The sequence below is a fragment of the Xanthomonas arboricola genome, from assembly GCF_003353015.1.
Lineage (GTDB): Bacteria > Pseudomonadota > Gammaproteobacteria > Xanthomonadales > Xanthomonadaceae > Xanthomonas > Xanthomonas arboricola_E.
In genome coordinates this window covers 816291-830109 of the sequence record NZ_QREM01000009.1, presented here as the reverse complement: position 1 = coordinate 830109, position 13819 = coordinate 816291, and the positions used below count along the sequence as shown (strand labels likewise).

The window sequence follows — 13819 nt, the reverse complement described above, 5'->3', positions numbered from 1 at the left end:
ACCCCTACCCCTCTCCCGGTGGGAGAGGGGCTCTGAAATCTTCCCTTCTCGCAGTGGGAGAAGGTGCCCCACAGGGGCGGATGAGGGTACGGGCGGAGCACTGAGGCCAGGTCTCACTCAACAATCAGGTCAGGCTTTTACGATTCCCGATTCCCGATTCCCGATTCCCGATTCCCGATTCCCCAATCCCGCTTCACCGAACAGGCATGCCCGGCTGCGCACCCGTATCGGCATCCAGCAGTGCCAGCGCGCCGCCGTCGAAGCCGGCCGACAGGATCATGCCTTCGCTGATGCCGAAGCGCATCTTGCGCGGGGCCAGGTTGGCGATGAACACCACGCTGCGGCCGACCAGCGTTGCCGGTTCGCCATAGCTGGCGCGGATGCCCGAGAAGATCTGGCGCTTGCCCAGCTCGCCGGCGTCCAGTTCGAAGCGCAGCAGCTTGTCCGAGCCTTCCACGAATTCGCACACCAGCACCTTGCCGATGCGCAGGTCGAGCCTGGCGAAATCGTCGATGCCGATGAGGCCGGGAGTGGGGATTGGGGACGGGGGATTGGCAGCGGCCGCCGGCTTCGTCTCGGCTTTGGACGGGGCCGGCTTGGCAGTGGTCGCAGCGGGTGCCGCAGGTGCGGCCATGGTGTCTTTTGAAGCGTCGGTCATGGCGTCGATCAGTTTGGGGTCGATACGGGTGAACAGGGCGGTGTAGGGCTGGATCACGTGCGCGGTCAGCGGGCGGGCGACGTCATCCCAACTGGTCATCGGTGCCGACAGGAAGGCTTCGGCCTCGGCACAGGTGCGTGGCAGGATCGGCTTGAGTGCGGCCACCAGGATCCGGAACAGGTTCAGGCCCTGCGTGCATACCGATTGCAGCTGTGCATCGGCGCCGTCCTGCTTGGCGATCACCCACGGCTTGGTGTCGTCGATGTACTTGTTGGCCTCGTCGGCCAGTGCCATGGTCTGGCGGATCGCGCTGGCCGCATCGTTGCGCTCGTAGGCCTCGCGGATCGGCGCCAGTGCGGCAACGAAGCGGTCGTACTGCGCCGGGTCGGGCAGGGCGTCGGCCAGCTTGCCGTCGAAGCGCTTGCCGATGAAGCCGGCGCAGCGGCTGGCCAGGTTGACGAACTTGCCGACCAGATCCGCATTCACCCGCGCGATGAAATCGCCCAGGTTGAGGTCCAGGTCGTCCACGCCGCCGGAGGACTTGGCCGCGAAGTAGTAGCGCAGCGCCTCCGGCTCCAGGCCCACGTCCAGGAAGGTCCGCGCCATCACGAAGGTGCCGCGCGACTTGGACATCTTGGCGCCGTCCACGGTGAGGTAGCCGTTGACGTGCAGCCGGGTCGGCGCGCGATGGCCGGTGCCGTGCAGCACCGCCGGCCAGAACAGGCCGTGGAAATTGACGATGTCCTTGCCGATGAAGTGATGCAGCTCGGTCTGCGTGCCGGCGACCAGATGCGCTTGGAACTCCTCGCCCATCTGCGCGCACAGCGTCTTGAAGCTGCACAGGTAGCCGATCGGCGCATCCAGCCACACGTAGAAATACTTGCCCGGCTGGCCGGGAATCTGGAAGCCGAAATACGGCGCATCGCGCGAGATGTCCCAGGCGCGCAGGCCGCCCTCGGCATCCAGCCATTCCTTGAGCTTGGCCTTGACGCCGGGCAAGGCCACATCGCCGGCCAGCCACTCACGCAGGAAGCCGTCGAAATGGCCCACTTCGAAGAAGAAATGCTCCGAATCGCGCAACTCCGGCGTGGCGCCGGAAATCACCGACCTGGGCTCCTTCAGCTCGGTCGGTGCGTAGGTGGCGCCACAGACCTCGCAGTTGTCGCCGTACTGGTCGGCGCTGCCGCAGTTGGGGCAGATGCCCTTGATGTAGCGGTCCGGCAGGAACATGCCCTTGGCCGGATCGTAGAACTGCGCCACCGAGCGGCGGCTGATGTGACCGGCGGCCTCCAGCCTGGTGTAGAAGGCCTCGGTGAGTTCGCGGTTGACCGGCGAATTGGTCGAATCGTAATGATCGAAGGTCACCCCGAACGCGGCGAAATCGCGCTCATGGCTGGCCTGGATGCTGGCGATGAAGGCCTCCGGGGTCACCCCGGCCTTCTCGGCCGCGAGCATGATCGGCGTGCCATGGGTGTCGTCGGCGCAGACGAACCAGGTCTTGTCGCCGCGCAGGCGGCGCGCGCGCACCCAGATGTCGGCCTGGATGTAGCCGACCAGGTGGCCAAGATGCAGCGGGCCGTTGGCATACGGCAGGGCGGTGGTGACGAGTGCGGTGCGGGTCATGGCAGGCGTGATGCGGGGGACACGCGATTATCGCACGGCTGTGCCAGCTGCCCGCCACGCCCCGGGGAGGGCCCCGGCGCCGGCGCCGGCGACCGGGCCCGCGCGGAGCCCGGTCGCCAGCAGTCACTCAGAACCGATGATTCAGGGTCAGCATGTAGCGACGGCCCAGCCCGTCGTAGACCCACGGGAATGCCGCCAGCTTGTCGGTCACGTTCAATGCGGCAAGGTTGACGCTGGTATGGCTGTCGAGCGCATAACCGATGTTGGCGTCGTAGGAGGTAAAACTGGGGATGCTTGCAAAGTCGCGTGTCTCGACCGTGTTATTGAGGTCATACACCGCGCCGCTGGTGTAGTTGGCGCTCAGGCCCAGGTTCCAGTGGGTGCTCATGTAGCGCGCATTCCATTGGAACTGTCGCTTCGAGGTGTTGATCTCTCCAACCGCTTCGTCGGGCGGAACATCCGGTGCCGGCGCACTTTCCAGGGTCTTGGGGAAGTAGCCGTAGAAGCCCAGGTCCACCACGCCGCTCCCCCAGTTCATGTCGGCCAGGTCAAACCGATAGTTCACCTCGGCAGTCCAGCCGCGGAAGTTGGTGTACGGACCGTTGGTGTAGCTGGTGCGGATACTGTTGGCCACCCCGGTCTGCGGGTTTCGCGTGATCAGGCTGCAGAAGCTGTTGGCATTGGGCACGTCGTTGACATTGAAGGTGTCGCTGTCGAAGCAGCCTGAGGCGATGTCGGCTTCGGTCAGCGTGGTGATCGCGTTGGTGATCTGGATGTCATACCAGTCCGCGGCGATGCGCAGGCCCTTGATCCATTCCGGCTGCAGCACGATGCCGGCCGTCCACGACTCGGCCTGCTCGTTCTGCAGGCGTGTATTGCCACTGACCGATCCAAGCTGGCTGCTGGGCGCCTCTTCGAACGATGCCGGGTCGACACTGCTGTAGTAGTCGAAGAATGCCTGGCAATTGCGTGCGCGCACGTCCGGGCGGGGACCACTACCGATCTGCGCTGCGCTGCACGGCTCGGGAATGAAGTAGTACGCCGGCTGTTGGCTGGTGTAGAGCTCGGCAATGGACGGTGCGCGGAACGAGCGGGTCTTGTTGCCCCGCAACTGCACGCCTGCAACGGGCTCGTATTGCAGCCCGTAGGTGTAGGCGCTGAACCAGCCATTGACGGTATTTTCAACCCGGCGGATCTTGCCGGTCACATCCAGCCGGTGCAGGCCAGGAATGTTGGCGTCCGGATTGACCAATGGCGCAAGAATCTCGCCGAAATATTCGTTGGTGGTGTACTCGCCGGAGGCCGGCTGGATCGGAACAGAGCGCCCCTGACCCAGGCGCTCGAACTCGCTGGGCGTGAAGCTGCCCTGTTCCTTGCGGCGCTCGTAGCCGGCGTTGAATCGCAGTTCGCCGCCTGGCAGGTCCAGCAACGCGCCGGTGATGTTGGCGTTGAATACCGTCTGCTTCATCTGCGCTTCTGCATGCGTCGGCGTGCTGACGTAACCGCGCGCAGCCGGAGAGGCCACGCCTTCGCCGAAGATGTTCAACGGAACGCACGCCGGGTCGGCCGTGGTCCCGGCAGCCGTGCTGTCGCAGACGATCTGGCCCGCGCCATTACGGGTCACGTTGAGCGCGTTGATGAAATTTTGCTGGATCAGTCCGGTGCCGTAGTAATCGAAGTTGCCTTCGCCGTGATTGACGCTGGCCTCCCAGGTGAAGTTGCGACCTGCCGCATCGAACGCACCTTGCAGGCCGAAGACCGCGCGCCACAGGTTGGTGTCGGTGCCCGAGTTGTTCAAGGCAAGGTCGCGCGAAGAGCGTGACAGCACGAAGTCTTCTGCACCCAGGTTACGCAGCACCTGCCGGTTTTGTTCGGTGAGGAACGGGTTGCTGATGTTGAAGTTCAAGGTGCCACTCTGGTCGCCACTCCCGTCGACCGCGCCCACGCCGAAGCCGGCGGCGTTATAGACGTTCTGATCGACCAGTTCGCGTGCAGTCGAGCTGTAGAACGAGGCTTCGAAAAAACCGGAGACATGCTCGTTGAAGTCGTAATTGCCGAGGGCAAACACCGACTTGCGATCCAGGTCGGAAATGATCTGGGAGGTTTCGGTCAGATCGACGCCGTCACCACCGGACGCATCGCTGACTCCGAAATTGGTGCCGGGGTTGTAGCTCACCAGGTTGCCGTTGCGATCGAACTGCACGAACTGGTCTTCGTTGCCGCCGAAGCCACGCAGCCGCCCGCTGGCGTCGCGCACGGTGTTCCCGTCGGCGGGAAACAGCAAGCCACCCCAGGTCATGTCGCTGATGCGGCGATTGCGGATCAGGACGCGCCCGGGAATACCATCGTTTGCGCCGGTGTTGAATCCGGTTTGCGGGTTGACCCGGCCGTCGTTGCCAGGCGTCCGGCCCGGCTGGAATGCCGCGATCGCGCTGGCCGACGGGTTGGGGCGGGACGCATAGCTCTGGCGAAGGAATCTGCGCGCCGTGCTGAGCACGCCCTGGCTGTTGTCGGCGTCCACTGCGATGGTCACGTTACCGCGGCCATCGGCAAAGTTGCTGCCGAGCAGCGCCGAATAGTTGAAGCGCTCGTTGTCGCCGCGATCGGTGAGGCCGTAGCCCATGCGGACCTCGGCACCCTGGTAGTTCTTCCTCAGGAGGATGTTGCTGACGCCGGAGATTGCATCCGAGCCATAGGTCGGAGCACCACCCACGCCGATGGTCTCGACCTGATCGATCAGGATGGTCGGGACGACATTGAGATCGACCTGGGTGCCGCCGCCGTCGGGGCCGAAGACGGTCGGGGGATTGGAGGAAACGAAGCGCCGGCCGTTGATCAGGGTCAGTTGACGATTCGAGCCCAGACCGAAGCGGCCAAGAAAGTTGACGCCCGCACCATAACCGGCTTGATCGCCCTGCGAGGTCGCGCCCGCACCGAAGCTGGGCTGGATGAACATTGCATCGGCCACATTGGTGAAGCCGAAGCCCTGGATGTACTCGCGGCCGACGACGTTGGCCGGCTCCAACGAGTCGAACCCGACCCGGGCGATGCGTGAGCCGGTCACCATGACGCTATCGAGCTGCTTCGCATCTGCGCTGGCACTGGCCTGGCCGGGGACAGGCGTGGCGGGTGCCGCGTTGGTCTGCGCCTGTGCGGTGGTGGCCACCAATGCAGACAACAGGGCAAGACTCAGGGAACTGGCGCGCGGCCAATGTGTACGGTCACTCATGGGTTGACGCTCTCTCCTCTGGCGGTCGGCGGTCATGCTGCAAGGGCATGACCGGCGGATGAATTTCAAGGCATGTTTAACCTTCGTTAATTCATGCACTGTTGTGTCCGCTTTTGCAAGGCATCCAGTCGCATTTGCTACGGGTTTGGCGCGCTGACTTCGCCTTGGCCCACCCGGATTGGCACGGCGACTGCGCAAGGACACGTCGAGGATGAGGTCATCGGTCGCCGGGCGGACGTGAGTGAGCCACGCGGATGGCGTCGCCTTGGCAACCGGTACATCGCACGATGTCTCGCGCAGCCGACCGCACCGGCAGGTCCCGTGGACGCGCGAATGACGACAAGGGGCGTGGGGAGTTACAGCGCGTGGCACTGTCCCGTGGACTGTGTGGCTTTACGGCTCACCCACAGCGACCATGGATGGTGGCGCATTGCACGCCACCATCGGCTGTTGAGCCGGCCGGTTACTCGCGAATCCAGGTCTGGGTGCGGCCCAGTGCCTCGATACCGACATAGCCGCGCATCTGCAGCTTCTTGCCGCCGTCGGTCAGGGTGACCTTGGCCTTGTAGGTCTTGCCCTTGGCCGGGTCGAGCACCGAGCCGCCGCTCCACACCGCGGTGCCGTCGGGCTTGAGGCCCCACAGGATGGTCATGCCCTTGATCGGCTTGCCTTTCTGGTTGCCATCGCACTTGTCGCAGACCGGGTTCGGGCCCTTGTCCGATTGCAGGATGTCGACCACCTTGCCGCTCAGCGTGCCGTTGCCGAGCTGTTCGATCTGCACCACCGACTTGGGCTTGCCGGTCTCGTCGTCGATGGTCTTCCAGCGGCCCACCGGCGAATCGGCGGCCTGGGCCAGCAGCGAGGCGGCGGCCAGCGGCAGGGCCAGCATCAGGGTCTTGAAGGTCTTGCGCATATGTCCCCTCCCAGGGATTGCTGTGGCCGCCGTCGGCGGCCTGACCGGAATGTATACCGTGGAGTATGGTGGCGGAAAGACGCGCTGCAGAATGCGTTCAGTCCTTGCGGCGGCGGGGGCGGCCGCGCAAGCCGACCGGCCACCTGCTACGGCAGCGTCAGCGGCTTGGTGCGCCCACCACCGGTGTGCCACTTCGTGCGCGGTGACGTGGAACACCTAGTCGATGGCGTTGCTGTCGCGCGAGTCGGCGATGAAGCCGATGGACTCGGGTCAGCGTGCGCATCAGCGACGCCTTGCCGGCGCCGTTTGGCCCCAGCAAGCCGAACATGACGCGAGCGATGTCGCGCGTGACGCCTTGCAGCGCATGCACGCCATTGGCGTAGGTCTTGGACAGCGCACGGATCTGCAGCCTGGAAGGTTCCGGTGTCCTGGGGTGGTTGGACCTTCACGCCGTTGCCGTATCGCCGCATCCGCCGGAAGTCACGGCGACGATCGACGACGCCTGTTCGACATGACTGCGCGGCGGATGCGACCGAACCCCGCGGTGCGCTCAACCGACCTCGTACAGCTCCAGCGGCAAGTCGTCCGGGTCGGCGAAGAAGGTGAAGCGGCGGCCGGTGTATTCGTCGATGCGGATGTCCTCGGTGGCCACGCCGTGCGCAGCCAGATGCGCCACGGCCGCGTCCAGATCCTCGACGCGGAAGGCGAGATGGCGCAGGCCGCGGGCTTCCGGGCGGCTGGGGCGCAGCGGTGCGGCGGGAAACGAGAACAGCTCGACCTGGCCGCCATCGGGCAGTGCCAGGTCCAGCTTCCAGGAATCGCGCGCCTGCCGGTAATGCTCATCGAGCACCCGCAGGCCCAGGATGTCGCAGTAGAACCGTTTGGACACCGCGTAGTCACCGGCGATGATGGCCACATGGTGGATGCCGGCGAGCATCATGCCGCGCTCCGACGCGTTGGCGTCGACCAGCCGGGCAGTGCCGGCACGCTCGACGGCGCCTGGCATGCAGATGGCAGGCGCATGCCCGCGATGCAGGACGCAGCAGCGTCATCGCACGCAGGGTGCTGTGGCAGTGGCAGATTGGTGGGCAATCCCCCAGCAAGCGGGCAGTGCGCGGATGTTTGCGCAGATGGAAGGTCATGGTGCGGCATGTCAGAGGACCAGCAGAAACCAATCGGCAGCATAACCGCCCGGAAGTTGGCCGCAGGCCCTGATTCACTGCTCGCCCACGCACGGCTGTGCCCGCCTGCGTGTCCTTGGCAGGATGGCCGATCGACATCGGGCGGGAGTCATGCAATGCGCGTGACGCAGCGCTGCGTGCGTGCACATCGAGGACCACGGCACGTCAGTCAGCGAAAGCTCATGGCTCACGGCTCACGGCTCGCCCGCACACGGCTGTGCCCGTCTGCCTGCACGTGGCAGGATGCAGCTTCCCCCCGGCCAGACGCACCCATGCCCGAATCGTCGCCGACCGCCGCACCGCAGTTCCAGCGCAGCATGCAGGTGCGCCATCTGGTGATGTTGTCGCTGGGCGGGGTCATCGGCACCGGCCTGTTCTTCAATACCGGCTACATCATCGCCAGCACCGGCGCGCTCGGCACGGTGATTGCATACCTGATCGGTGCGCTGGTGGTGTACCTGGTGATGCAATGCCTGGGCGAGCTGGCAGTGGCGATGCCGCAGACCGGCGCCTTTCATGTCTATGCCGCGCGTTATCTCGGCCCGGCCACCGGCTACGTGGTGGCGTGGCTGTACTGGCTGACCTGGACCGTGGCGCTGGGCTCGAGCCTGACTGCGGCGGCGTTCTGCATGCAGTACTGGTTTCCGCACACACAGGCATGGCCGTGGTGCCTGCTGTTCTGCGCGCTGATCTTCGCCCTGAACACGGTCTCGGCGCGCTGGTTTGCCGAAGGCGAATTCTGGTTCTCGCTGATCAAGGTGATCACGATCCTGGTGTTCATCGTGCTCGGTGGTGCGGCGGTGATCGGGGTGCTGCCGTTGGCCGACGGGTCGCCTGCGCCGGGAGTGCGCCACCTGCGCGCCGATGGCTGGTTTGCGCAAGGCACGCTGCCGATCCTGATGACGATGGTGGCGGTGAACTTCGCCTTTTCCGGCACCGAGTTGATCGGCGTTGCCGCGGGCGAAACCGCGCAGCCGGCGCGCGCAATTCCGCTGGCGATCCGTACCACGCTGGTGCGGCTGGGGGTGTTGTTCGTCGGCACCGTGCTGGTGCTTGCGGCGTTGCTGCCGGCCGAACAGGCGGCCGTGGAGACCAGCCCGTTCGTGCGCGCGTTCGAGCTGCTGGGTATCCCGTATGCGGCCGACCTGTTGAACGCGGTGATCCTGACCGCGATCCTGTCGGCGGCCAATTCCGGCCTGTATGCGGCCGCGCGCATGCTGTGGTCGCTGGCCAACGAGGGCACGCTGCCGGCGCGGCTGGCGCGCCTGACACGGCGCGGCATTCCCTTGCCGGCCTTGCTGTTGAGCATGTTGGGCGGCCTGTTGGCGCTGCTCACCGGTGTCTACGCGGCCGATACCGTGTTCGTGGCGATTTCGGCGGTATCCGGTTTTGCGGTGGTGGTGGTGTGGCTGAGCATCTGCGCCTCGCACTACGTGTTCCGGCGCCAACTGCTGCGCGACGGCATCGCGCCGGAGAGCCTGGCCTACCGCGCGCCGTGGTATCCGTGGACGCCGATCCTGGGCGTTGCGCTCTGCCTGCTGGCCTGCATCGGCCTGGCATTCGATCCGCAGCAGCGCATTGCGCTGTGGTGCGGCATCCCGTTCGTGGCGCTGTGCTACGGCGCCCATGCACTCACCCAATGGCTTGCCAGCAGGAGTCCACACCCATGACGCTTCTTCCCCGCCAGCCGCGCGCCGGGGCGCCTTTCAGCCAGGCGCTGCAGCACGACGGTTACGTGCTGCTCGACGGTGCGCTTGCCACCGAACTGGAACAACGCGGCTGCGATCTCAACGATGCGCTGTGGTCGGCGCGCGTGCTGATGGAGCAGCCGGAGCTGATCTACCAGGTGCATCGCGACTATTTCGCTGCCGGCGCGCAGTGCGCCATCACCGCCAGCTATCAGGCCACGCCGCTGGGCTTTGCCGCGCGCGGGCTGGACCTGGCGCAGTCGCAGGCGCTGATCGCGCGCAGCGTGGCCCTGGCCGCACAGGCGCGTGCCGATCATCTGCAGGCGCAACCGCAGGACGCGCCGCTATGGGTGGCCGGCTCGGTCGGGCCGTATGGCGCGTACCTGGCCGATGGTTCGGAATATCGCGGCGACTACGCCCAGCCGCTGGCGCAACTGATGGACTTCCACCGCCCGCGCATTGCCGCGCTGGCCGCGGCGGGCGTGGATGTGCTGGCCTGCGAGACATTGCCGTCGGCCAACGAGATCGTCGCGCTGCGCCTGCTGCTGGAGGACTTCCCGCAACTGCCTGCGTGGTTCTCGTTCACCTTGCGCGATGCCGCGCATCTGAGCGATGGCACGCCGCTGGCGCAGGTGATCCCGGCGCTGGATGCCTGCGCGCAGGTGCTCGCGGTCGGGGTCAACTGCATTGCGCTGGACGATGTCACCGCCGCGCTGCAAAGCCTGTCCGCGCTGACCGCGCTGCCGCTGGTGGTGTATCCAAATTCAGGCGAACACTACGACGCCAGCGACAAACGCTGGCATGCCGGCGCCGCGCAGGCGTGCACCCTGGCCGATCGGCATGCGCAGTGGCTGGCCGCAGGTGCGCGCTTGATCGGCGGCTGCTGCCGCACCACGCCGCGCGACATTGCCGCACTGGCGGCCGCACGCATGGCGGGTTGAAACGCAGCCGGCAGCGCGGCGGCGTTGATCGCAGGGCAGGGCGTCGGATGGACCTGCCAGCCGCGTGTGTGTCATTGGCAGACGCTGGCGCGGCCGTCAGGTCGCCTGCGCTTCGGGCGACGCCCACAGGTGACGCGCCTGGTCCGGAGCGCGTCACCTGCGGTTGCTTGACGACCGTGATGCCGTGCCAGCTCGCCTCATCCCTTTTGCGTGGCGATCCAGCGCTGGATCTTCTCCTGCAGGATATCCAGCGGCACCGAGCCGTCCTTGAGCACCTCGGTGTGGAAGGCACGCACGTCGAAGCGCGGGCCCAGTTCGCGTTGTGCCTGCTCGCGCAGCTGCGCGATCTTCATCTCGCCGACCTTGTACGCCAGTGCCTGGCCGGGGATGGCCATGTAGCGGTCCACCTCGGCTTCGGCCTCGGTCCGGGTCATGGCCGAGTTGTTGAGCATGTAGTCGATCGCCTGCGTGCGGGTCCAGCCCTTGCTGTGCAGGCCGGTATCGGTGACCAGGCGGATCGAGCGCCACAACGCGTTCTGCAGGTAGCCGTAGTAGTTGTACGGGTCTTGGTACAGGCCCAGTTCGCGGCCCAGCGATTCGGCGTACAGCCCCCAGCCCTCGATGTAGGCGGTCTCGCCGCCCAGGCGGCGGAACTTGGGCAGGTCGGTCAGCTGCTGCTGCAGCCCGAGCTGGAAGTGGTGGCCGGGGATGGCTTCGTGCAGATACAGGCTCTCGGTCTCCCAGGTCCTGCGCGTGTCCAGCTCGGAGGTGTTGACGTAGAACACGCCCGGCGTGCTGCCGTCGCCGCTGGGGCGCATGTACGAGCCGCTGGCGGCCGACTGCGCACGCTGCGGTTCCACCACGCGCACTTCCAGCGGCGGCATGCCCTGGGTATTGAACAGGCGCGGCACCGCCGCCTGTACGCGTCCCTGCAGGCCACGGTAATAGCCCAGCAATTCGGTCTCGTTGCGGAACGCGAAGCGCCTGTCGGTCTGCATGAACTTGTAGAACTTGGGCAGGTTGCCGCGGAACCTGACCTGCTTGGCCAGCGCGGCGATCTCGCCCTGCAGCCGCGCCACCTCGTCCAGCCCGATCTGGTGGATCTGCTCCGGGGTCAGGTCGGAGGTGGTGCTCTGGCGCACGTCGTAGGCGTACCAGGCCGCGCCATTGGGCAGCGCGGTCAGGCCGTCGGTGTCACGGCAGGCGGGCAGGTACTCGGTGGCGATGAAGCCGCGCAGCGCCCGGTACGCCGGCATGATCCGCACTTCGATCAGGCGCTTGTATTCGGCGGTGATGCGCTGCTTGTCGGCCTCGGGCATGTCTGCCGGCAGGTTGCGCACCGGGCCCCAGAACAGGCTGTCTTCGGCATTGCGCGCGATGATCGCGTCCAGCTGCGGCAGCACCTTCTGCATCAGGACCTTCGGCTGCACCACCCCGGCCTGCATGCCGGCCCGCATGTTGGTGATCGCCTGGTCGAACAGGTCCGGGATGCCCACCGCACGCCGCGACCAGTTGTCGTAGTCCTTGACCGTCTTGAACGGCTGCGCGCCGGTGCCCGAGCCCAGCACCACCGCGATGCTGGCGATGTTGTAGAACTGGTTGATCGGCAGCATCCAGCTGGGGAACTGCTCGGCGGCCAGCGCGCTGCGCGCATCGCGCACGAAGATCTGGTAGCTCAGCAGGTCCTGCCCGCTCAGGCCGTCCGGTCCCAGCGCCTCGGCCTTGCCCAGCCACAGCACGGTGAAGTCGTGCGACTGCTGCCGGAACGCCGGCGACAGGAAGTTGGGCAGCTGGTCGTTGTAGCGGGTCTCGCCCTGGAAGGTGGCCTGCAGCGGGTTGAGCTTGAGCGAGGCATCCCAGTACTGGTCGTAGAGCAGGTTGAGTTGCTGCGCCTTGGTCAGCACCACCGGGGCGGCCACCGCACGTGGCCTGGGCTTGGCGGCCTTGCTGCCCTTGGCGGTCTTCGATGCCTTGGCTGCCGGCTTGGCGGTCTTCTTGCCCTTGCTCGCCTTCGCGCGCGTTTGCGTGGTCTGTGCCTTGCCGGTTTTCTTCTTGGCCGCATCGGCGGGCGCTGCCACCGACAGGCTCAGCACGGCGGCCAGGGCCAGGGACAGCAGGCGGGAAAAGCTGAGGGGCATTACCGGCTCCGGGAACAAGCGAGCGGGGAGCTTGCCCGATCCGCACCGTTCCGGCCACCCATCGGGCACGTGGGGGGCGCCTGGAATTCATGAAGTCCGCTGCGCGAACTGTGCACGCTGGCGGGGATGCCGGCGCCGCGGCTGGTTCGCGGCTTTTGCCAGGCCCACGGGCTGACCCCGCATGCGTATCTGCTGGATTGCCGGTTCCAGCGTGCACGGGAGGCCTTGCGGCGCGGTGGCGGCATTGCCGAGCTCGCCTATGCGCATGGTTACGCCGACCAGGCGCATCTGCAGCGCAGCTTCAAACGCGCCTGGGCGGTGACACCGGGGCGTTATCGCGATGGCGTGCCCCATTCCAGCAGCAGATAGGCCGCGCTCGGCACCGGCAGCGCGGCCAACGCCCGGTTCAAGCGCCGTGGCTGTTTGGGCACCTGCAGATGCCGGCCCAGCGCTGCGCCGGGTAGCGGGGCACCCCAGCATGGCCGGCGACCGCGGCCGTGGATTGAACAAAATTTCGATGGGCGGCCGTCGCATGGTCGGCAAACGCAGCGAACGGGCGTCAGGCGGGCTGCGCGCAAGTCCGATGCGCCGACCTGACGCCGCCCCTGACGCCGCCCCGGGCGCCGACCGCTGTCTGGCAGCGATGCGGCCGGCAGCGTTTCGCGTTGTCAGCCGGCGGCGGCTTCTTCGCGCAGCTGCTCGGCGCGCTCGGCGCCCAGGTATGCGCCGATGGCGCGGCGCGCCAGATACAGCAGCGGGATCAGTGCGATCGCAAAGCCCATCTTGTAGACGTAGTTGAGCGTACTCACCGCCAGGAACTGGTCGATGGACCAATGCTGCGGGCCGAGCACGAAGGCGATGTAGATCACCACGAAGCTGTCCACCAACTGCGACACCGCCGTGGAGCCGGTGGCGCGTAGCCACACGTGCTTTTCGCCGGTGGCGCGACGGATGCGATGGAACACCGACACATCGATCAACTGGCCGAACAGGAACGCCACCAGCGAGCCGCCGATCGTCCACAGGCCCTGGCCGAACACCGCTGCAAAGGCCGCCTGGTAGTCGGGCACGCCCTGGTCCTGCGCCGCCGTGACCCACCACGCTGCCGGCGCCAGCGCGATCGCGGCAAACGCAAACACGAAGCCGTAGCCGATCAGCACCACCGCCACCCACGAGATGAAACGCACCCCGCGGCTGCCGAAGAACTCGTTGATGGTGTCGGTCATGATGAACACCACCGGCCACAACAAGGTGCCGGCGGTGAAGCTGAGCGAGCCGGTCTGGCCGAACAGGTTCCAGTTCAACGGCGCGATGCCGAGGGTGTCTTCCAGCGCGAAGATCTTGACGCCGATGAACTCGGCCAATGCCGCGTTGACGCAGAAGAACGCGGCCAGCGCAATGAACAGGCGGACCGCGCGATCGTCGAGGGTACGCTGCGGTGTCATTGC

General features: G+C 66.4%; 9 protein-coding genes and 1 pseudogene. 3 read left to right on the top strand and 7 right to left on the bottom strand.

Annotated features, from left to right (window positions below; genetic code table 11):
• Positions 1-193: 193 nt before the first annotated feature.
• From metG to gloA2, 5 genes and pseudogenes are all read right to left on the bottom strand, one after another.
• Positions 194-2281 carry a methionine--tRNA ligase gene (metG, locus tag C0541_RS14205; protein WP_115049278.1) on the bottom strand — a complete coding sequence of 696 codons (2088 nt, stop codon included), beginning with the start codon at positions 2279-2281 and terminating at the stop codon, positions 194-196.
• A gap of 127 nt (positions 2282-2408) precedes the next feature.
• A complete protein-coding gene (locus C0541_RS14200) occupies positions 2409-5510 on the bottom strand; it encodes a TonB-dependent receptor domain-containing protein (protein WP_115049276.1) in 3102 nt (1033 codons plus the stop codon).
• 463 nt (positions 5511-5973) lie between these two features.
• Positions 5974-6423, bottom strand: coding sequence for a DUF2147 domain-containing protein (locus C0541_RS14195; protein WP_115049274.1), 450 nt, complete (start codon positions 6421-6423; stop codon positions 5974-5976).
• 271 nt (positions 6424-6694) lie between these two features.
• A pseudogene (locus C0541_RS14190) lies at positions 6695-6832 on the bottom strand (ABC transporter ATP-binding protein); the annotation flags it as partial.
• Between the two features lie 141 nt (positions 6833-6973).
• Entirely contained in the window at positions 6974-7363 is a 390-nt protein-coding gene (gene gloA2 / locus C0541_RS14185) for an SMU1112c/YaeR family gloxylase I-like metalloprotein (RefSeq protein WP_115050362.1), read from the bottom strand.
• Positions 7364-7876: 513 nt separating this feature from the next.
• Here gloA2 and mmuP point away from each other — a divergent pair.
• Positions 7877-9274 carry an S-methylmethionine permease gene (gene mmuP / locus C0541_RS14180; protein ID WP_115049272.1) on the top strand — a complete coding sequence of 466 codons (1398 nt, stop codon included), beginning with the start codon at positions 7877-7879 and terminating at the stop codon, positions 9272-9274.
• Positions 9271-10233 (top strand): homocysteine S-methyltransferase, encoded by a 963-nt coding sequence (mmuM, locus tag C0541_RS14175; RefSeq protein WP_115049270.1) that lies wholly within the window; start codon positions 9271-9273, stop codon positions 10231-10233. The genes mmuP and mmuM overlap by 4 nt, the downstream gene beginning before the upstream one ends.
• 197 nt (positions 10234-10430) lie before the next feature.
• On the opposite strand, the gene C0541_RS14170 is transcribed toward mmuM, so the two are convergent.
• The gene (locus tag C0541_RS14170; RefSeq protein WP_115049268.1) at positions 10431-12371 is read right to left on the bottom strand and encodes a DUF885 domain-containing protein; all 1941 of its coding nucleotides are present in this window, start codon (positions 12369-12371) and stop codon (positions 10431-10433) included.
• Positions 12372-12497: 126 nt separating this feature from the next.
• On the opposite strand from C0541_RS14170, the gene C0541_RS14165 reads away from it, so the two are divergent.
• Positions 12498-12740, top strand: a complete 243-nt coding sequence (locus C0541_RS14165; protein ID WP_115049266.1) for a helix-turn-helix domain-containing protein — start codon at positions 12498-12500, stop codon at positions 12738-12740.
• A gap of 299 nt (positions 12741-13039) precedes the next feature.
• On the opposite strand, the gene C0541_RS14155 is transcribed toward C0541_RS14165, so the two are convergent.
• On the bottom strand, positions 13040-13816 hold the full coding sequence (locus C0541_RS14155; protein ID WP_115049265.1) for a queuosine precursor transporter: 777 nt from the start codon (positions 13814-13816) through the stop codon (positions 13040-13042).
• Positions 13817-13819: the final 3 nt, after the last annotated feature.